The following is a 19466-nucleotide window of genomic DNA, read 5'->3' as shown; positions in this document are numbered from 1 at the left end:
TGACGAGTGTAATTTAAAAGTCCGCATTTCCCTGATGAAGGGAATGCGGACTTTTAAAGTTTATTCAGCCTACTGCTGTTGTGCCGGTGAACCGGGCATATACTCTGAAGAATAGCTTACCTTGCGCTGGAGCCGGAGGAGGAAGGATTAGCGGTCAGCGACAGGGCTGTTGCGGTATAGCCTTCCGGCAGATAGGTTACTGCGGTGCCCTTCGAGATAACCATCGGGTACATTTTACCTGGTGCCGGCTTGGTGATGCTGAAATAGATGACCGCTGTTTTGTCCTTGCCAAATTCAATCCGGTTAATGGTCAGCCCATAACCAGGGTTCGGCAGATCACTTACGGTTATCGTGGCTTTGTTCACGCCATCACCGGCTTTTTCCAGGGATACCGAGCCTTCATACATCATCTGGGAAGGAGCCGCGGTGCCGTCATCCGGAGCAATTACCGTTCGTGCAAACTCAGCAGCGTCATAGATCCAGACAGCGGCTTCCGAACGGGTCACGGCATCATTGGGACGGAAAGTGTTGTTCTTCTCTAATGTCACCAGATGGGTATTCACCAGAATCTGCAGGCTGTTCATTTCTGCATTAGACAGCTTGCCGCCATCTGAGATATCAGCATACATCAGTGTGACGGGAAAATCCCCTTTGCTCTGCAAAGCCTGAGTCAGCAAATGGGCGAATTGGATGCGGGTCATCGCGGCGTTTGGATCAACCGTGGAGTCCAGGGTCAGTCCATTCTGCTTCGCAATCAGAAAAGCTGAGGCATACCAGGCCTTATCTTTTACTTTGTCGAAGTAAGTACTAGCCGTAACTGTACTGCCGCCGGTTTGCGGGGACAACTGCAGGCCATTTACGATAAACTGGATGCCTTGGGCAAAGGTAACCTTCGATTTTGGCGCAAATCTGTCCGTTGTCACTCCATTCACAACTCCTTTGTGATGCAGTGCGTTGATTTTGGACTCAGCGGGATCTCCTTTTAAATCGGAAAAAGCAAAAGCAGATGCTCCAAAAGACACGCTTGCCGCCAGAATGCCGCACGCAATAGTCATTTTTTTCGCGCTCATCTGGAAAGTTTGTTTGTTCATTATGCCTCACCTCTTATCCTCTTAGATGGCAGAAATGCGAGAAATGTTGCAGGTACACTCCAAATAAATGAAATTCATCCTCCGCATCTTCAATGATTGCTAGCATGCTTCAGTAACTAATACCCTATGCCTCCGGTATGAACCAGCCTGTTGCACCGAAAGTGGACCCGCCGGTTCAGGATTGAACAAAAGCGCCACTTCGCTGTACACTTAGGGATGATAGCGCTATATCAGAGGAACTTGAGAATGGAGAACATAGATGATTCAGCAGCAGGGGATCGAACGGATTAATGTGGGGATTTTTGCCCATGTCGATGCGGGGAAGACAACAACTACGGAGCATATGCTCTATGAGAGCGGCCGCATTAAGGCGGTGGGGAGTGTAGATAGCGGAACAGCTGTAACCGATTCCATGGAGGTAGAGCGCCAGCGGGGGATTTCCGTGCGTGCAGCCTTGGCGTCGTTCGAATGGCGGGGTGTGCAGGTGAATCTGGTCGATACACCGGGGCATGTCGATTTCCTGTCCGAGGTGGAGCGAAGCTTGCGGGTGATGGACTGTGCAGTACTTATTCTGTCTGCGGTAGAAGGCGTACAGGCCCAGAGCGAGATGATCTGGAATGCGCTGCGCAAGCTGGGGATTCCGACACTGATTTTCTTGAACAAAATGGACCGGGTCGGCGCAAATCCCGAAGCTGTGCTGGCCCAGGCGCGAACGTATCTATCCGGTGATATCCTTCCGGTTCAGCAGGCTCTCGGTCAAGAGCAGGATTATGCCGGAGCCGTGGACTTATGGGCAGAAGGGGCCGACCCTGCGGCACGGACGGAGCTGCTGGAAGCACTGGCTGAGCGGGACGAGGCGTTGCTGGAGGTATATATGTCGGGTGCTCCGCTTGCTGTGGCAGACTGGAAAAAACAGCTGGTCGCCAAAACGGCCTCAGGTACGATGTTCCCGCTCGTCTACGGTGTAGCTGCCAAAGGTCTTGGCATTACGCAGCTGCTGGACGCGATGACCGATTATTTTCCCCGTGCCGGAGGGAATCCGGAATTGCCGGTGTCCGGCATTGTGTACAACATTCAGCGTGACAAAAGCATGGGCCGGATGGCCTTCGTCCGTCTCTACCAAGGCACCATCCGCAACCGGGACACAGTGATGAATTACTCGCAGGAGCTTCAGGGCAAGGTAACGCAGATCCGTAAGGTGGAGGGCGGACGGACGGAGGATGTCGGTACGCTGGAGGCCGGGGATATCGCCGTAGTCTACGGGCTGACCGGGGTCAGAATCGGCGATGTGCTGGGTCTCCCGGATGCTATTCCGCAGGAAGCGAAGCTGGCGGTACCGCTGCTGACGGTGCGGGTGCATTGGGAAGCGGATATAGATGAGCATCAAGTCATCGGGGCATTTCAGGAGCTGGCTGATGAAGATCCGCTGCTCGATACCCAGTGGCTGCAGGATGAGCGGGAACTGCACATCAAGGTTATGGGACCGATTCAACTGGAAATTCTGGACAGTGTGCTGGATAGCCGTTACGGCCTGAAGGTCACCTTCGGCCAGCCGTCCGTCATCTACAAGGAAACTCCAAGCCAGGCGGGTGAAGGTTATGTCGCCTACCTGATGCCGAAGCCGTGCTGGGCTATCCTGCGGTTCAAGATTGAACCGGTGCCGCCGGGCAGCGGTCTTCAATATGAATCGCTTGTCCGCAGCTCCGATCTGCTGCCGCAGTATCAGAATGAAACAGCACGCCGTGTCCCGGAGGCGCTGATGCAGGGTCTCTACGGCTGGGAAGTTACCGACCTGAAGGTGACGCTGACCGAGGGGCAGCATCATGTGTGGCATACCCATCCGCTGGATTTTGCGGTGGCAACGCCCATGGCTATTATGGATGGGTTGAACCGGGTTGGCACCAAGCTGCTGGAGCCGATTCTCCAGGTTCGTATCGTCGTTCCCGAAGAGAACGGCGGCCGCGTCATGAACGATCTCGTGCAGATGCGCGGCACGTTTGAGCCTCCGGTTCTCCAGGGAGAGCGGATGATTATCGAAGGACGGCTGCCGCTGGCTACGTCGCTCGATTATCCCGTCAGCCTAAGCTCCTACACGAAGGGGCGCAGCACGTTCACTTCTTTTTTTGCCGGCTACGAGGAATGCCCCCCGGATGTCAGGGCCGAGCGTACCCGCCGGGGCGTGAACCCGCTCGACCAGGCCAGATATATTCTGAGCGTACGCAAAGCACTGCAGGGATAGAGGCGGATGTTGCCCCTGGTGCAAGGTAATCTGTACAAAGAATCTGTAATGACGGCTTAGTCTTACGGATTCTTTTTTTTGAAAAGCACGCTGGAATGATCTTCGGAATTCATCGATATAATGGGTTACCTGAACAAGCGGAGGGGTACAGATGATCATTTGGGCAACACTTTTTGCGATAGCAGCTGGTGTAGTTTTATCGGTGTTCCTTGGGTCTTACGGTTTTTTAGTGCTGCTCGCAGTAGCCTTTGGCATGGTGACAAGCACGTACGTCAGGACCAAAGAGATTCATTCGGATCTCCAAATCATCAAGGAAAAGCTTGGAATCACGGATGAAGGTGAAACGGGCCTGAGCAATGAAGAGATTGAGGCGGAGCTGGAGCGTGAATATTTGGATCAGGGGAAAACGGTAGATTAGAGGCTGAACGGAAATTAAGATTCTGGAGGTAACGAAGTGGCGACAACCATCTACTTAATCCGCCATGCGGAATCACTATATACAGAAGGTCAGGAACGGGAAAGAGGATTGTCCGAACAAGGAAAGGCCGATGCGGAGCATGTCAGATCTATTTTGCAAAAGGAGTCAATAGACCTGTTTGTCTCCAGCACGTATGCACGGGCTATTCAGACGATCCAGCCTTTGGCGGATGAGATGCAGATGGAGGTCACCCTGATCGAAGGGCTACGGGAACGGGCGATTGGAGATATAGCAGGTCTTAGCTTTTTGGAGGCCAAGCGGAGTGTCTATCAGGATTTTGCAGCGATATTTAAAGGCGGTGAATCCAGCGCTGAAGCACAGGCTAGAGCCATCCGAGAGCTGAAGTTTCTCATGAGAAAACATGAAGGAAGCACCCTTGTTGTCGGCACACATGGTGATATTATGACACTTATGCTAAATTATTTTGACTCCCGGTTCGGATATGGGTTCTGGCAATCCACGACGATGCCGGATATTTATCAGCTGGCGTTTGAAGGAGAGAAGCTTGTTCAGATAACACGGAAGTGGGAGGGCTAATTTCTCTGACGGCTCCGGACCAATCCAAGTATCAAAAATACCGCACATCATGGTAAAATACTATGACTAGTAAGCAACAGTCCAATCTGAATTTAGCAGGTGACCGTGTTGAGATTACGAGAATTCATGAACCCTTCCGATTCCTCGGCCTATCGGCAGGCGAAGTGGATCAAACGTTTTTTGCAGACCTATTGGCTTGTGATTTCCCTGCATTTTTTGGCCCAGCTAGGGGCATTTTGGTTTCTGCCGTATGAGAGAGGGGCGCATGAGTTTTATTTTGAGGTGCTGCTGTATCCGACTCTGTTGATGGCAGCGGTGGTGATCATAGCCCAATTGATTGATTACAGCGCCTCTAAGTATTCGTTCTACTCTCTTTTTATGGCTGGCACGATTATTGCCATGATCATCATCCATCTGAATATGGATATCCGTATTATTGGAGCACTTATGCTTTTGCCTATTTTCGCTTCGGCGATTTTTTACAGGCTGGACTTAACATTATTTACATCAGCACTTCAGGCCGTTGCCTTTTTTGTGCTCTATCGATGGGATTTTTGGTTTAAGTTTTTTCTAAGTTCGTTTGATCTGATTGCGATTCCAATTTTTCTCATGGTGGGTACCCTGGTAGCTATTATCATGATTATTAACGGACGTGAGCTGGCTAGCGACCTGGAGGCAACGTTGACGGCGAAGCAGGATCTGTTAATCGAGAATGCGATCATACGCAAGCTGTCGACAACGGATGCGTTAACAGATCTGTACAATCATATTTCTTTCCATGAGTTCTACGACAAGGCACTGGAGTACGGAGATCAAGGTGCACCCTTTCATCTGGCCCTGATTGATATCGATAATTTCAAAATGGTCAATGACAAATACGGACACCGTACAGGGGATATTATTCTGGCGAGAGTGGCCAAAGTCATCCGGGAGCTTATCTCGCCGGCGGATATTGCCTCCCGTTATGGCGGGGAGGAGTTTGCCATTCTTCTTTTTGAGAAGTCCTTTGAACAGGCAGCGGAGATCGCGGAGAAGATTCGCCTGCGGCTCTCTGATACTCCGCACGAAGAGATGGAGGGGGCGGTGGTCACCGTAAGTATCGGACTTGAGAGCTACATGCAAGGAACCACCAAGGAGAAGCTGTTTGAGGAAGTGGATACCCTGCTCTATGCGGCGAAACACTCGGGTAAAAACAAAGTGATGACCCCGGGTTCATCCGTGGTATATACATAGCGCCAATTCCCGGAGAAATGATCTGGGACAGCGCAGTTTTGAGAGTTCAGATCATGCGTCAATCGGTAGTGGTATTTCCTTCGGTGTCCGCCTTCTTGCGCGCCCGGAAACGCCGGACCTTCATCAGATTTCCGCACATTTTATCGTCGCAATAGCGCTTCGAGCGGTTACGGGTATCATCGTAATAGACCCATAGGCAATCCGGATTCTCGCATATGCGGAAGCGGGAGATGTCCTTCTCCACAAGCGCAGCGGCAAAAGAAGACGCAATCTCCGCCATCACCTGTGTCCAGTCGGCGCGTTGCGGCAAAAGGGAGATTTCCGCCTGGCCAGCGTCATTCCAGACGATCTGCCGAATAGCCGGCCCCTTGTCCATATATCTGTTTAGCTGTTCCAGTGTAGCCCGGTTTACGGTATGTATCTGGACTAGCCTCTGCACCTCTGCCCACATCAAGCTCCGGAGCTGCTGCAATTGATCCAGTTCTACGGGCTTAAGCGGCAATTCTGCTTGAAGTAAGTGACGCTCCAGCCAAGAGGCCAGCCATTCGGAATCCATCAGTTTGTCCTTATCACCGTCACGGTTGCTTGTCCGCCAATCCCGCCAATAACTGTTAATGAAATCGTCCCACAACACCTTAACATCCCCCCCTTCCAGGCCCACACCTTTTCAATGATTGTAACAGTTAAAATATAAATTTGCTAGTTACTTGAACCGTGGCGGAGAATATGCTACATTTTCTAAAAAGATAAGAATTTATATGTTTCACGTTACAAATTATCTTTCTCTTTCTCGCTGAAACGGATGCCGCCCTTATAAGGACCGCGTAGCCGTTTCCACTTGGTAACTATTATCTATGTCTTTAAGTCGTTACCGATTTTCGGATGATGCTCAGGAAAGCCGTGTTCTACAAAAACTATACGGATGCTCTAGGAGGTAAAACATGCAGAATAAGATCAGTGATGTTTTGCTGGAAAACTGGGATTATGTTATGGATATTGAGGATTGGGCCCCGCCGCTTAGCGCAGCACTGGAAGGTGTAACCAGCGAGCAGGCGACCTGGAAGCCGCAAGGAGTAGCAGGTAATTCCATCTGGGAGACGGTCAACCATTTAACTTACTACAAGGAACGTCTGCTGAACAAGCTCAAAGGATTGCCGAAGCTGCCTGACGTGGAGAGCAATGATGCTACTTTTAGTGTTACAGGCAGCGGAGACGAAGCTTGGGAGCAAGCGGTGGCCAAACTGAAGAACATCCATGCTTCGCTACGGGAAGTAATTGAGGCACTGGAGGAAGGCGCATATGACTGGGGCGGTTCCGGGCATGCTCCGGGTGAAGAAGTGATGAGCCTGATTCTGCATGATTCCTATCACACCGGTCAGATTGTACTGATCCGCAAGCTGCAGGGCTCCTGGCCCACAAACCGCAGTTTCAACTAAATCTGTCAGGTGCTTTTATGAGCCGCAACTCCGGCTCTCCGTAACTATGGAGAGAACCGGGGGTGCGGCTGTTTGTTTCAAGCAGGAAAGGGGCGGGGTAATGGAAGCTATCAACATGAGATTCGAAAGGAGAGATTGATGATGGAGCCGAATTCCAAGGACAGAAGTATTGAAGTGGAGCGTACTGAGGTGCACAAAAAATCGGATTCCAGCGTTGTCGCATCCACCTTTATCAAATACGCCGCTTATCTTATTATATTTTTCGGACTGTTGTTCTTCCTGGTTAAGTATGTCTTCCCGATGTTCTAGGTGATTTCAATGAGGCAGGCAAAATGCAACAACCCATCCCCGAGAAATCGGGGATGGGTTGTTTGAAATATAAGAACTCACATGGTTTACGCTATAAATGATCCTTATATTTCACGCTGAATGGAGTCGCGGGATTCAGCGGAATTGCGGTAAAAAAACCAGCATTCATTCAGCAGTTTAATCTGACGCCGGTCTTTTTTATAATAAGCCTTCATGAGCTGATGGCAGAGCCACTGCGGCAAGAGTACCCCTCCTCTGCATGCTAACGTAAGATAGCATATGGGAGAAGTCGCCCAAAGGTGCAGCCGCGGACCTGATTTCACCGGTTCCTAGTGTACGCCTTCTTCTTCCTCTTCGTACCACTGCTCAAGCTGGGCTTGAAGCGCACGGATTTCGGTCAACAGCGAGATCAGCGGATAGTTATTCTCCTGAATGGATGAAAAAGCGCTCTCCAGCCGGTTGATGTAGGCCAGCCCGGATTCCAGTGAGTGCTCCTCACGAAGCAGCTCTAGAGAATCACACTCCGCAATAGCAAGCGGCAGATCCGGGACATTAACCGCGGTCAGCTTGTCGATCTCTTTGTTGAGGCGAAGATTGAGGGCGCTCAACTGGTACGCATACTCCTCCGGCATCTCCACGAACTGCAATTCTTGCTGTTGCTGCAACATTACATACCGCATTTTCGGCATAAGTCATTCTCCCTCCGAACTTGTCTTCCTTCTTGACAGTGTAGCCTATGGGCAAGTTACAATTCAAGTAGAGATCGTAATTTTCCTGTGGAGAGGACTTGTGAGAGAAACGATGACTAGTATGACCAATGAAGAGTTGCAGCAGTGGATCGAGCAGGTGTCACAGGACAGCTTTGGTGTCCCTTTCCGGCACTCAGCCAGCTTTAACAGCCGGCTCAGCACAACGGGAGGCAGATATTTTACCAAGAGCCACAATATTGAGATCAACCCGATGCAGCTGGAAATGTTCGGGCGTGAAGAGACTGAGCGCATTATCAAGCATGAGCTGTGTCATTATCATCTTCACCTGGCCAAACGGGGATATATGCACCGGGACGCCGATTTCAAAAAACTGCTCGCCATGGTCGGGGGAAGCCGGTTTTGCCAGACCCTGCCTGGAGCGAAGGCACGTAAGGTGCTGCCTTACCGGTATAAGCTTGTCTGCACTGCCTGTTCAACCGAATATCCGCGCAAACGCAAGGCTGATCCGAAACGCTACCGTTGCGGCAATTGTGCCGGTAAGCTCAAGCTGATTGCACTGGAAGACAGCCAAGGGAGAACTAAATAGGCAAATTTTAGAGTTCGGGATCGGTCTTGATGATCAGGCCCATAAGCCCAACAAATGAAGCTGCCTGTTCTGCGGAAATAATACAGCCTGCAAGATCTTCAATATCGACATTCAGACCGGAGAAGCTGCAATCGCTCAGATCGATTTCTTTTAACTTGCAGCCGGCCAGGGTGACCTGATCGATTTCGCATTCCGAGAATTCTACATGATTCAGGGTTGCCTGGTAATAATCGCTGCTGACCAACCGGCAGTTCGCAAAAGCCGTCCCCTTAAATTTACCGAAGCGGAAGCTGGCGAAATCCCCGATACAATCCACCATCCGGACATTCTGAAACCGCCCCCTGCTGAAATCAGTTCCAGTCAGTTTACAATTCCGAAACTCTGTCCGGTGCACAAAAGCGTCACTGAAATTCACATTGGACAGATCACAATTTTCAAATATCACATCCGTCAGTTCAATGGCGTTCAGTGTGGACTCAGCGATCGTTACATTCCGGAAAATCACTTTATCGAACGAGACCCTGGCCGCTTCCTGATATTCGATCAGACAGTCGCTGATGAGGCATTGGCTGATTTCTTCCTTTGATGTGAGAGTATGTATTTGCTGTGACTGCAAGGAATCTCGGTCGTTAATTTGAGGTGGATCAATCTTGTTTTTCATCTTTGCCTCCATGTAATTATTATATGATGTGCTACTTAAGCTTGCCCATTCCCAGATTAACCCGGTAGTTGCCGAACTCCAGCAGCTGGTCCAGAAAAGTTGACAGTTCCTCATGATCTTTGGCGTATACTCGCATCCAGTAGCAGCCTTCACCGCTAACCCGGTGCAGCTCGGCCACATCTCCATGTTCCTGGGCGAATTTTTGAAAAGGCGGATGCGCTTTGTTGGAGCTGAGGAACACCGTTATAAAAGCGTGGATGTTCTGCCCAAGCTTCTGCGGATTCCACCGCACGGTATAGCCTTCAATAATCTCCAGCTCCCGCATTCTGCGGATTCGGGCGCCTACAGCCTGCCCGGTCATGTGGATTTTGTCCCCAATTTCCTTCTGGGTTAAACGAGAATCTTCTATTATATACTGCAGGATTCTGTAGTCTATATCATCTATTGTGTAGTTATCCATTTATATGAGAATCCTTTCCGGGTGAAAGCAGAACGGGTGAATCTCTTTCGCCGCACAATGTATTCTGATCGAAGCCGCGTCTATACTTAGATTGTAGCAGAAGTCAGGATGGATGAAAGAGGTGTTTATGATGAAAATTCAGCTTATCCGCAACGCAGCCTTATGGCTCGAATACGGCGGTGTTTCTTTTCTGGTTGATCCTATGCTTAGTGAAAAAGGGGCGAATCCGCCTATTCCGAATACGGCAAATGCACGCAATAATCCCTTGGTGCCTTTGCCGGGGCCGGTTCAGCAGTGGCTTGCTCCTGATGCTGTGCTGGTCACACATCTGCACCGGGATCATTGGGACGGAGCCGCAGTGTCTCTGTTGCCACACGAGCTTCCGGTTCTGTGCCAGGATGGGGATGGAGAGACTTTGGCCGGGCAGGGTTTTGAACAGGTATCCGTGATTGGGGACAATGAGGTGATGAACTTTCAGAATGTGACGCTGAAGCGGACCGGAGGCCGGCATGGTACAGGAGAAATTGGGGAGCTTATGGGTAAGGTATCAGGGTTTGTATTCCGGGCCGAAGGCGAGCCCGTCTTGTATGTAGCCGGTGACACGATTTGGTGCGATGAAGTAAAACAGGCTCTGGATGAACATAAACCGGAGGTGATTGTCGTTAATGGGGGAGGGGCGCAATTTCTGTCCGGAGGGTATATTACGATGAATGAGCAGGATATTGTGGAACTATGCAACTATTCGCCTGCAGCATCTGTGATTGCTGTGCATATGGAGGCCATCAACCATTGCCTGGTTACCCGTGAACAGCTAACAGCCCGGCTGGAGCAGGAGGGGCTGCTGGAGCGAGTCAAGATTCCGGGAGATGGGGAGTGGTGTTAATCCCGCTCCTGAAAACGATATCAAAATTGTGCGATAAGCTTGACTAGACTACAAAATCATGATAAATTATTTCTTGTTCATGTGAATGTTCCCTGATAGCTCAGTTGGTAGAGCACTCGACTGTTAATCGAGTTGTCACAGGTTCGAGTCCTGTTCGGGGAGCCATTTTCTTGGAGAGATACCCAAGTGGCTATAAGGGGACCCTCTGCTAAGGGGTTAGACTGCGTAAGCGGTGCGAGGGTTCGAATCCCTCTCTCTCCGTTCCGAATATATTTTATGTAAAAGAACTTCCCGGCGGAGGTTCTTTTTTTGTCTTTAGCCTTCTGACAGAATTCCTCACATTGCTCTCTCCTCCGATAAATAATCTGTTGATGCAATCTATTACCTCTTTAATTAATTGAAGAATTGATGCTGTAAAGAGACAAATGTTATATGATTTGCGGGAAAATAACTTATTGTATTAGAAAAGGAACTGGATTCAAAAATATGCGTGCTTCAAAAACCTCTGATTTTCTTCGTTTTCCTCCGAAATGTTCATTTACGTTAACTTAAATAACGCCACTATAACCAAATGCGTTATATTATCTTACATAAATTTCTGAATTTTGTATTACATTGCATTTTTGTTAGTGACGAGGGTATAACCCTGTGTTAATATAAATAACATCATAGAGGTTAAGTGAAAAAAGGCGTGTGAGGTATAGGAAGGGGACTTTAGATTATATGGGGAAAAGGGGATGGCGATGGAGTATTTCATTCAGCAATTAATTAACGGAATTTCAGTCGGCAGTATCTACGCTCTGATCGCCCTTGGTTACACTATGGTATATGGGATTATTAAGCTGATCAATTTTGCTCACGGGGATGTTTTTATGGTGGGATCGTTTATCGGGCTGTATAGTGCCAAATATCTGGCAGATGCAGGTTTTCCTCCGATGGTTGTCCTGATTCTGTCGCTTGTCATTTCCATGACGATCAGTGCGCTGCTGGGCATAACGATTGAACGGCTGGCCTATAAGCCGCTGCGAAAATCCACGCGGATTGCCGCACTGATTACTGCCATTGGCGTATCGTTTCTGCTCGAATATACCGGAGTGCTCATTCTGGGGCCCCAGGCACAAGGCTTCCCGGACATTATGGAGAAAAAACAGTACACACTGTTCGGATCGTCGATCCAAGTGGAATCGAATCAGGTAATGATTCTGCTAACAACGATTATTCTTATGATTATTCTGCAATACATTGTCCGTTATACCAAAACCGGCAAAGCCATGCGTGCGGTATCATTCGATGTGGAAGCAGCACGGTTAATGGGGATCAACGTAGACCGTACTATTTCGGCAACCTTTGCCATCGGATCTGCGCTTGCAGCTGCAGCCGGTGTGATTTTCGGTATGACTTATAATTCTGTCGATCCTCTGATGGGTGTTATGCCAGGGCTTAAGGCCTTTGTTGCTGCAGTACTTGGAGGAATCGGAAGCATTCCGGGAGCTCTTGTTGGCGGATTACTGCTGGGAACGGTGGAGACAGAAATTTCCTCACTCGGATTTTCCTCCTGGCGTGATGGTGTAGCCTTTGCCGTATTGATTCTGATCCTAATCTTTAAACCCTCCGGACTGTTTGGCAAGAATGTCCGGGAGAAAGTATAGGAGGGAATCAGCGTGAAGAAGCTAAATAAAAATTTCTGGGTGGGGATTATTGTTGCCCTGGCCTTCTACGGAGTCGTTCAAGTTCTTCTAACAACTGGAGTATTCAATGATGTAACGAGATCCATGCTGCTTCTGATCGGTGTTAACATCATGCTGGCGGTATCGCTTAATCTGATTACCGGGATTACCGGACAATTTTCCATTGGCCATGCCGGGTTTATGTCAGTAGGTGCCTATACCTCGGCGATCCTGACTCTTGACTATAACGTTCCATTTGTTCCGGCGATTATTGCCGGTGGCTTACTCGCTGCGGTGTTTGGAGTGCTGATTGGTATGCCTACGCTTCGCCTGAATGGTGACTATCTGGCTATTGCCACCCTTGGGTTTGGGGAAATTATCCGGATCATTATGCTGAATACAGAATATGTCGGCGGTGCGTCTGGACTCAGCGGCATTCCAGCCAAAACCACGTGGACCCTACTGTTCCTGTTCACTTTGGTCACCGTTGTTGTGATTAACAACTTCATCCGATCTACACACGGCCGGGCTTGCATCGCCATCCGTGAGAATGAAATTGCCGCTGAGGCAATGGGGATTAATACGACCCGATACAAGATTATCGCTTTTACCATCGGTGCTTTGTTTGCCGGTATGGCGGGCGGGTTGTCGGCTCATACGTTCTACGTGATTACTCCGGGCAGCTTCAACTTCCTGAAGTCGTTCGAAATCATTGTTATGGTAGTTCTCGGGGGACTTGGCAGCACAGCCGGTTCTATCGTCGGAGCGGTCTTTGTTACTCTGCTCTATACTTACTTGCGCGAATTCCCGGAATGGCGGATGATCATCTATTCTATTGTTTTGATCCTGATGATGATCTTCCGTCCAAGCGGCTTGCTGGGTAAAACCAAGTTCTCTCTAGGCAAGTTCGGCACAAAGGAGGGCAAGGCAAATGACGCAATCAGCGAAAGTAGTGCTCCTTGATGTGAAAGAGGCCAGCCGCTCTTTTGGCGGACTCAAAGCCCTTAGCGAAGTTTCTCTTCATATTGACAAAGGCGAGCTTATCGGACTGATCGGCCCGAATGGTGCAGGTAAAACAACGTTGTTCAACTTGCTGACCGGAGTATACCCTCCCTCTACTGGCAGCATCCTCCTTAACAACGAATCCATCGGCGGTATGAAGCCTTATAAGATTAACCACAAAGGGGCAGCACGCACCTTCCAGAACATCCGGTTATTCACATCAATGACAGTGCTGGAAAATGTCAAAATAGCCCTTCACCAGCATGCCAGACACTCCCTGTTCTCCTCGATGCTCCGGCTGCCGAAGCATTTCAGGGGAGAGGACGAGATCACACAGAAGGCTATGGATATTCTGAAAATATTCAACCTGGCCGAGCAAAGTGGTGAGGTTGCCAGCAATCTCAGCTACGGGAACCAGCGGCGTCTTGAAATCGCGCGTGCACTGGCCGCCGGGCCGAAGCTGCTGCTCCTGGACGAACCGGCGGCCGGTATGAACCCTAACGAAACCCGTGATCTGATGAATCTCATTGCGTGGATCCGCAAGGAATTTGATCTTACGATTCTCCTGATTGAACATGATATGTCTCTGGTAATGGGCGTTTGTGACCGGATTTATGTGCTTGACCGCGGCATACTGATTGCAAATGGCACACCTGCGGAGATTCGGAGCCATCCGAAGGTCATCGAAGCGTATTTGGGACAGGAGGCGTAAGGAATATGCTCAAAGTACAGGGAATCAACGTTTATTATGGAGCTATTCATGCTCTGAAAGACCTTAGCATTGAAGTGAAACAAGGGGAGATTGTAACCTTGATCGGTGCCAATGGCGCCGGCAAGTCGACACTGCTCAAGACACTTTCAGGCCTCCTTAAGCCAAAGACAGGGAGCATTGATTTTCTCGATAAATCCATTACGAACCAGAGCGTTCAGGCGATTGTGAAGCAAGGGCTGATTCATTGTCCCGAAGGGCGGCGTGTATTCGCTAATATGTCGGTAGAGGAGAATCTGGAGCTTGGCGCTTACCTGCAGAGTCCTGCAAGTCTGGCGGCAGACTTCGAGAGAGTCTACAATACCTTCCCGAGACTTCTTGAACGCAAGAAGCAGCAGGCCGGAACCTTATCCGGCGGCGAACAGCAGATGCTTGCCATGGGCCGCGCTCTAATGGGACACCCCAAGCTGCTGCTGCTGGATGAACCGTCCATGGGGCTTGCGCCGCTTCTGGTTCAGGATATTTTCAAAATTGTCAAAGAAGTAAACGATGCCGGCACAACGGTACTGCTTGTGGAGCAAAATGCACATCAGGCCCTTAAAGTTGCCCATCGCGCTTATGTACTGGAGACAGGCAGAGTGGTGCTGGAAGGAGACGCCAAGGAATTGGCTGATTCCGAAGAGATTAAGATGGCTTATCTCGGACACTAAGTCTGTCAGGCTAACTATGCGGCATCACAGAAACAACATATACAAATTTATATTATTGGGAGGCTGGGAGAAACTATGAAGAAAATTGGGGCCATTATTTTGTCGACGGTACTGACAGCTGTATTAGCATCAGGCTGCGGCAACAACAACACAGAGAACAGCGGCAACTCTGCAAGCGGCGGGAATACTGCCGGGGACACAATCAAAATCGGTGCTGACCTTGAGCTCACAGGCGGCCAGGCTTCTTTCGGCGACTCCGCATCAAAAGGCGCGAAGCTTGCTGTACAGCAGATTAACGACGCGGGTGGTATCCTGGGCAAGAAACTGGAATTGGTCGTAGCGGATAATGCTTCGAAGTCCGAGGAAGCCACGCAGGTTGCGCAAAAACTGATTTCAAACGATAAGGTTGTTACCATTATTGGTGCTTCCACATCGACCAACACACTGGGTATCGTTCCAGTAGTCACCGAGAAGAAAATTCCACTCGTTGCAGTGGGCGCTACCAACCCTAAGGTTACTGTGGACGAACGCACCACCAAAGTGAATGAATGGGTATTCCGCGCTGCTTTTATCGATCCTTTCCAAGGACAGGTTATGGCTAACTTTGCCCTTGATTCCCTGAAAGCCAAAACTGCAGTAATCTACACAGATACTTCGAGTGATTACTCCAAAGGTCTGCAGAAATTCTTTGAAGAAACCTTCAAAGCCAAAGGCGGCGAAGTGTTGAGCCAAGAGTCTTACCAACAAAAGGATTCGGACTTCAAAGCCGTGCTGACCCGTATCAAAGCTGCTAACCCGGATGTTATTTATCTGCCAGGCTACTATGAAGAAGTAGGTAAAATCCTGAAGCAGGCACGGGAGATGGGCATCACTGCCCCATTCCTGGGAGGAGACGGCTGGGATTCTCCACAGCTCGCAGAAATCGCCGGTGCGAAGGCATTGAATGACACTTACATGTCCAATCACTACTCGCCGGAAGATACGGCTAAGGAAGTCACCAGCTTCGTGGATGCTTACAAAGCAGCTAATGGCGGAGCAGTGCCTGACGGTATGGCAGCCCTGGGTTATGACGCACTCAAGCTGGTTGCTGATGCGATTACCCGTGCCGGAGAAGCAGATCCTGCCAAGATCAAAGATGCTTTAGCAGCAACCAAAGACCTGCAGCTGGCTACCGGTAAAATTACGCTGAACGAAACACATGATCCGGTAAAAGCCGCAGTTGTTCTGAAATTTGTTGACGGCAAGCAAACATTTGAAACGAAGGTTAATCCTTAAACTGACCTTGCGCATATGATAAAATAAACCTGACTGCTGATAAGAAAGGCTCATAAGTGGGCCTTTCTTTTCGCATCCTAATATACTGTAAGCTTATACTCTCATAACATCTAAGGAGGCGGTAAAATGATTGTCGGCGTACCCAAAGAACTTAAGAATAACGAGAATCGTGTAGCCATCACGCCAGCTGGAGTAGAGGCTCTCCGCAGAGCAGGCCATGAGGTGTTCGTTGAGCAATGTGCGGGATCGGGTAGTGGCTTTGAAGACAGTGAGTATCTGGATAAAGGCGCAAGAATTGTGGAATCTTCGGCTGAAGTGTGGAGCAAGGCAGATATGATTATAAAAGTGAAGGAACCGCTCCCCGAAGAGTACGGTTATTTCCGTAAGGGGTTGATCCTGTTCACTTATCTGCATCTGGCTCCGGAAGCCGGATTGACTGCTGCCCTTGTAGAGAGTGGCGTAACAGCGGTTGGGTACGAGACGATCCAGGTGGAGGATGGCTCTTTGCCGCTGCTCATTCCCATGAGCGAAGTGGCCGGACGGATGGCGGTTCAGATTGGAGCGGGGTTGCTGGAGAAACCGCATGGCGGCAAAGGTGTGCTGCTTGGCGGCGTTCCAGGTGTTCAGCCTGGTGAGGTGGTGATTGTGGGTGGAGGCATTGTGGGTACCAACGCAGCCAAGGTTGCGCTCGGGTTGGGAGCAAGAGTTACCGTGCTGGATGTGAATGCGACCCGGCTCCGGGTTCTCGATGATATTTTTGACGGGCGTCTGGTTACCCTCATGTCTGATTCTTATCATATTGAACAAACTGTCCGCAAAGCGGACCTGCTTATTGGGGCTGTGCTCATTCCGGGCGCCCGGGCACCCAAGCTGGTGAAAGAGTACATGGTGCAGCAAATGGCGGAGGGTTCTGTCATTGTGGATGTTGCAGTTGATCAGGGGGGTTCAATAGAAACGATTGACCGGATCACAACCCATGAGAATCCGACCTATGTGAAGCACGGGGTTGTCCATTATGCTGTGGCTAATATGCCGGGCGCTGTGGCACGGACCTCGACACTGGCGCTTACGAATGTGACCATCCCCTATGCCTTACAGATCGCTAATCTGGGCATTCATGTTGCTGCATTGAACAATGTTGCCTTGGCCCGCGGGATTAACGTGGCTGCTGGATATGTAACCAATCTGGCTGTAGCGCAAAGCCTGGGCTATGAAGCTGCGGATGGCATAGAAGTGTTGGCCGCTGCCGGAGGGCGAATCTAAGTGCGAAAGCTCAGGTCGATATCTTTTGGGGTAGGAATGAAAGGGCGGGGAGGACGGATTGCAGACAGATGCAGCTCCCCGCTATTTGATGAAAAAAACTTCTTGTCAAAATCCGCTATGTTTGATATACTCATTTTTGTTGTGACAAACACATAAGTTATCAATCAAGGCTCGTTGGTCAAGGGGTTAAGACACCTCCCTTTCACGGAGGTAACATGGGTTCGAATCCCATACGAGTCACCATATGCGGTAGTGGTGGAATGGCAGACACGCTATCTTGAGGGGGTAGTGGGTGTATACCCGTGGAGGTTCGAGTCCTCTCTACCGCATACAGTCACAATAGACCGCTCCTGAATCAGATATTTCGTCTGATAGGGAGTGGTCTTTTTTGTATAGAACAGGCTGGTTCCCGCCAGCAAAAAAGCTAAGATGGAGGTAAGCCCAAAAGCTCTGAAATCTGGCGCCGGTAGCGCTCGGCTCTACGAGTGCCATGGATCAGGTTGGACAGGCGATAGGGTGGGATATCATAAATCTCACAGAATTTTTTCTGGTCCAGGTGCAGCTCTGTCAACCGCTGTTTGATTGCCCAGCCGTAGGGGGTTATGGGGCGTTTGCTATTCAAAAGGGGCTCACCTCTTATCGACTATCCAGCCGTATGATATAATGGGATAAGACATAATAATAGTTAATTATATACTTTTTTGCGTCATTTTACAATATTAATTACGCAATTAAGTGTGTCTAAATATAGTGGAAGGCGGTTGGCATATGCAGTCCATATACGAACGAATTGAATACTTAATTAAGCAGAAGGGGATCACCAAGAAATCGTTCTGCGAACAGTTGAATATAAGTACCGGGAATATGGGAGACTGGAAGAGGGGTAAGTCAACGCCCGGGACGCATAAGCTGATCGAAATTGGGGCTTTTTTTCATGTGAGCCTGGATTGGTTAATCTTAGGCAGAAAAACACCTGAAATGGTGCGTGAAGGTTCGGAAGAATATTTTTTTGGACAAATTCGGCAATTGAATTGCCAAAGTAATGAACTGTTGCCTGAAGAGCAGAATTTCATTAAGGAATATATCGCCTTCACCCAATATCGCAAGCAAAAGGAAATGGAAGAAAATTCTTAATCATAGTAACTTTACTTTTCGTAAGAATCGATTTATAATATTGAATGTTGGCCTCAAACAATGCTTTAGTTAAAGTACACACCGCGCGGTAGTGGTGGAATGGCAGACACGCTATCTTGAGGGGGTAGTGGGTGTATACCCGTGGAGGTTCGAGTCCTCTCTACCGCATAATATTTACAGCAAAAAACCCTTGATGATTCAAGGGTTTTTTGCTGTAAATGTTTTTAACAAAACTGACTAAATAATAAAACTTATCTAAGTAAGATATTGATATTTGGGGTATCTGGCGAACATTCGAACATCTTCTATCCAGAGGTGTTCAATCACGGACGGGAAGAAAAATGAAAACTTCAAATTGATTATCTGTGTTTATTACTTTCATATGTCCTCCGTATTTTTCTGCCGCCAGTTGAACGTTGGACAGGCCTAATCCGTGGAAATTCCGATTTTTTAGAGGATAAGATCCGGATTGTTCTGATATATTTGGACATGAGTTCTCCACGTGGATAAATAACTTATTATTTTCGTTGGAAATCTGAAGTTTAATCCATCGGTCCATCGCGTTATGAACTAATTGCGTTGCTTCAATAGCATTTTCAAGAACATTCCCAAGTATGATGCATAAGTCGTAACAGTCCACTTGAATATCTTCCGAGAGAATATTTATTCTATGTTCCATTCTTATCTGATTATCGTCAGCAACATTTAATGCATGGCTCACCAGGGCGTCAATAGCAAGATTACCGGTCGATACTCTTTCACACGAAGAGTGAATTTTGTTCAGGGTTATGTTAATGTGTTCAGTTGCTGTTGCCAATTGATTCTCCCGAATACATGTTTCAATAAATAACAACTGTTTATTTGTATCATGAATAATCCGTTTGATGCTGTTAAATGAATGGGTTATGTCATGATAACTATTATCTTGAAACATCATTTGCATATGTAATTGAACATTTTCGTCCGCTAATTTAAACCTTTCCATCATCCTGTCGAACAGAATTATGATAATGATATTAATAAATAATATACCGATTATGGAGAGGGCGTGATGCAGGTTTTTTTGTGAATAGTAAAATAAGG

The 19466-nt window shown here is 48.8% G+C and carries 23 protein-coding genes and 5 tRNA genes; 20 read left to right on the top strand and 8 right to left on the bottom strand.

Features of this window, described 5'->3' with window-relative positions; genetic code table 11:
• Positions 1 to 116 precede the first annotated feature (116 nt).
• On the bottom strand, positions 117 to 1091 hold the full coding sequence (locus A3849_RS07255) for an S-layer homology domain-containing protein (RefSeq protein WP_074110804.1): 975 nt from the start codon (positions 1089 to 1091) through the stop codon (positions 117 to 119).
• A 259-nt stretch (positions 1092 to 1350) separates the two neighbouring features.
• Between A3849_RS07255 and A3849_RS07250 the strand changes: the two genes are divergently transcribed.
• The 4 genes from A3849_RS07250 to A3849_RS07235 all read left to right on the top strand — a co-directional run bounded on the left by A3849_RS07250 (position 1351) and on the right by A3849_RS07235 (position 5578).
• On the top strand, positions 1351 to 3330 hold the full coding sequence (locus A3849_RS07250) for a GTP-binding protein (RefSeq protein ID WP_074110803.1): 1980 nt from the start codon (positions 1351 to 1353) through the stop codon (positions 3328 to 3330).
• A gap of 151 nt (positions 3331 to 3481) precedes the next feature.
• Entirely contained in the window at positions 3482 to 3748 is a 267-nt protein-coding gene (locus A3849_RS07245; RefSeq protein ID WP_074110802.1) for a hypothetical protein, read from the top strand.
• A gap of 36 nt (positions 3749 to 3784) precedes the next feature.
• The gene (locus tag A3849_RS07240) at positions 3785 to 4345 is read left to right on the top strand and encodes a histidine phosphatase family protein (RefSeq protein ID WP_074110801.1); all 561 of its coding nucleotides are present in this window, start codon (positions 3785 to 3787) and stop codon (positions 4343 to 4345) included.
• A gap of 108 nt (positions 4346 to 4453) precedes the next feature.
• Entirely contained in the window at positions 4454 to 5578 is a 1125-nt protein-coding gene (locus tag A3849_RS07235) for a GGDEF domain-containing protein (RefSeq protein ID WP_256700684.1), read from the top strand.
• 58 nt (positions 5579 to 5636) lie between these two features.
• Here A3849_RS07235 and A3849_RS07230 read toward each other — a convergent pair whose 3' ends face one another.
• Positions 5637 to 6212, bottom strand: coding sequence for a CGNR zinc finger domain-containing protein (locus tag A3849_RS07230; protein ID WP_074110799.1), 576 nt, complete (start codon positions 6210 to 6212; stop codon positions 5637 to 5639).
• A gap of 307 nt (positions 6213 to 6519) precedes the next feature.
• Here A3849_RS07230 and A3849_RS07225 point away from each other — a divergent pair, with 307 nt between their 5' ends.
• Together A3849_RS07225 and A3849_RS32785 are read left to right on the top strand one after the other, a co-directional pair.
• Positions 6520 to 7014 (top strand): DinB family protein, encoded by a 495-nt coding sequence (locus A3849_RS07225; protein ID WP_074110798.1) that lies wholly within the window; start codon positions 6520 to 6522, stop codon positions 7012 to 7014.
• A 141-nt stretch (positions 7015 to 7155) separates the two neighbouring features.
• Positions 7156 to 7323, top strand: a complete 168-nt coding sequence (locus tag A3849_RS32785; protein ID WP_178382630.1) for a hypothetical protein — start codon at positions 7156 to 7158, stop codon at positions 7321 to 7323.
• Between the two features lie 104 nt (positions 7324 to 7427).
• Here the strand turns inward: A3849_RS32785 and cmpA are convergent, their stop codons facing one another.
• Positions 7428 to 7565 carry a cortex morphogenetic protein CmpA gene (gene cmpA, locus A3849_RS32325; protein WP_143191759.1) on the bottom strand — a complete coding sequence of 46 codons (138 nt, stop codon included), beginning with the start codon at positions 7563 to 7565 and terminating at the stop codon, positions 7428 to 7430.
• Positions 7566 to 7652: 87 nt separating this feature from the next.
• The gene (locus A3849_RS07220) at positions 7653 to 8012 is read right to left on the bottom strand and encodes a hydrolase/acyltransferase (RefSeq protein ID WP_074110797.1); all 360 of its coding nucleotides are present in this window, start codon (positions 8010 to 8012) and stop codon (positions 7653 to 7655) included.
• Between the two features lie 121 nt (positions 8013 to 8133).
• On the opposite strand from A3849_RS07220, the gene A3849_RS07215 reads away from it, so the two are divergent.
• Positions 8134 to 8619 (top strand): SprT family protein, encoded by a 486-nt coding sequence (locus A3849_RS07215; RefSeq protein WP_074110796.1) that lies wholly within the window; start codon positions 8134 to 8136, stop codon positions 8617 to 8619.
• A 7-nt stretch (positions 8620 to 8626) separates the two neighbouring features.
• Here the strand turns inward: A3849_RS07215 and A3849_RS07210 are convergent, their stop codons facing one another.
• Together A3849_RS07210 and A3849_RS07205 are read right to left on the bottom strand one after the other, a co-directional pair.
• Positions 8627 to 9280 (bottom strand): pentapeptide repeat-containing protein, encoded by a 654-nt coding sequence (locus A3849_RS07210; RefSeq protein WP_074110795.1) that lies wholly within the window; start codon positions 9278 to 9280, stop codon positions 8627 to 8629.
• A 31-nt stretch (positions 9281 to 9311) separates the two neighbouring features.
• Positions 9312 to 9740: an Lrp/AsnC family transcriptional regulator gene (locus tag A3849_RS07205; RefSeq protein ID WP_074110794.1), complete on the bottom strand. Its 429-nt coding sequence runs from the start codon at positions 9738 to 9740 to the stop codon at positions 9312 to 9314.
• Between the two features lie 130 nt (positions 9741 to 9870).
• Between A3849_RS07205 and A3849_RS07200 the strand changes: the two genes are divergently transcribed.
• The 11 genes from A3849_RS07200 to A3849_RS07150 all read left to right on the top strand — a co-directional run bounded on the left by A3849_RS07200 (position 9871) and on the right by A3849_RS07150 (position 17578).
• Positions 9871 to 10623 (top strand): MBL fold metallo-hydrolase, encoded by a 753-nt coding sequence (locus tag A3849_RS07200; RefSeq protein WP_074110905.1) that lies wholly within the window; start codon positions 9871 to 9873, stop codon positions 10621 to 10623.
• 89 nt (positions 10624 to 10712) lie between these two features.
• Positions 10713 to 10788: transfer RNA gene (locus A3849_RS07195), tRNA-Asn, on the top strand.
• Between the two features lie 7 nt (positions 10789 to 10795).
• Positions 10796 to 10884 (top strand) — tRNA-Ser (locus A3849_RS07190).
• Between the two features lie 482 nt (positions 10885 to 11366).
• Entirely contained in the window at positions 11367 to 12272 is a 906-nt protein-coding gene (locus tag A3849_RS07185) for a branched-chain amino acid ABC transporter permease (protein ID WP_074110904.1), read from the top strand.
• Positions 12273 to 12284: 12 nt separating this feature from the next.
• The gene (locus A3849_RS07180) at positions 12285 to 13253 is read left to right on the top strand and encodes a branched-chain amino acid ABC transporter permease (protein WP_074110793.1); all 969 of its coding nucleotides are present in this window, start codon (positions 12285 to 12287) and stop codon (positions 13251 to 13253) included.
• Positions 13222 to 14004: an ABC transporter ATP-binding protein gene (locus A3849_RS07175; protein ID WP_074110792.1), complete on the top strand. Its 783-nt coding sequence runs from the start codon at positions 13222 to 13224 to the stop codon at positions 14002 to 14004. The genes A3849_RS07180 and A3849_RS07175 overlap by 32 nt, the downstream gene beginning before the upstream one ends.
• A gap of 5 nt (positions 14005 to 14009) precedes the next feature.
• Complete coding sequence (locus A3849_RS07170; protein ID WP_074110791.1) at positions 14010 to 14711, top strand: ABC transporter ATP-binding protein; 702 nt, start codon at positions 14010 to 14012, stop codon at positions 14709 to 14711.
• Between the two features lie 75 nt (positions 14712 to 14786).
• A complete protein-coding gene (locus A3849_RS07165; protein WP_074110790.1) occupies positions 14787 to 15986 on the top strand; it encodes an ABC transporter substrate-binding protein in 1200 nt (399 codons plus the stop codon).
• A 126-nt stretch (positions 15987 to 16112) separates the two neighbouring features.
• A complete protein-coding gene (gene ald, locus A3849_RS07160) occupies positions 16113 to 17249 on the top strand; it encodes an alanine dehydrogenase (protein ID WP_074110789.1) in 1137 nt (378 codons plus the stop codon).
• Positions 17250 to 17417: 168 nt separating this feature from the next.
• Positions 17418 to 17492 (top strand) — tRNA-Glu (locus A3849_RS07155).
• Between the two features lie 3 nt (positions 17493 to 17495).
• Positions 17496 to 17578, top strand: a tRNA-Leu gene (locus A3849_RS07150).
• Between the two features lie 95 nt (positions 17579 to 17673).
• On the opposite strand, the gene A3849_RS07145 is transcribed toward A3849_RS07150, so the two are convergent.
• A complete protein-coding gene (locus tag A3849_RS07145) occupies positions 17674 to 17871 on the bottom strand; it encodes a Rha family transcriptional regulator (protein ID WP_074083250.1) in 198 nt (65 codons plus the stop codon).
• Positions 17872 to 18017: 146 nt separating this feature from the next.
• Between A3849_RS07145 and A3849_RS07140 the strand changes: the two genes are divergently transcribed.
• Entirely contained in the window at positions 18018 to 18383 is a 366-nt protein-coding gene (locus A3849_RS07140) for a helix-turn-helix domain-containing protein (RefSeq protein ID WP_074110788.1), read from the top strand.
• Positions 18384 to 18468: 85 nt separating this feature from the next.
• Positions 18469 to 18551, top strand: a tRNA-Leu gene (locus A3849_RS07135).
• Between the two features lie 151 nt (positions 18552 to 18702).
• On the opposite strand, the gene A3849_RS07130 is transcribed toward A3849_RS07135, so the two are convergent.
• A partial coding sequence (locus A3849_RS07130) for a sensor histidine kinase (RefSeq protein WP_143191758.1) occupies positions 18703 to 19466 on the bottom strand: 764 nt, incomplete at its 5' end.

This window comes from Paenibacillus sp. P46E (assembly GCF_001909095.1).
Taxonomy (GTDB): domain Bacteria; phylum Bacillota; class Bacilli; order Paenibacillales; family Paenibacillaceae; genus Paenibacillus_AQ; species Paenibacillus_AQ helianthi.
The sequence above is the reverse complement of the archived record's forward strand: the minus strand, read 5'-3'. Positions and strand labels throughout refer to the sequence as shown.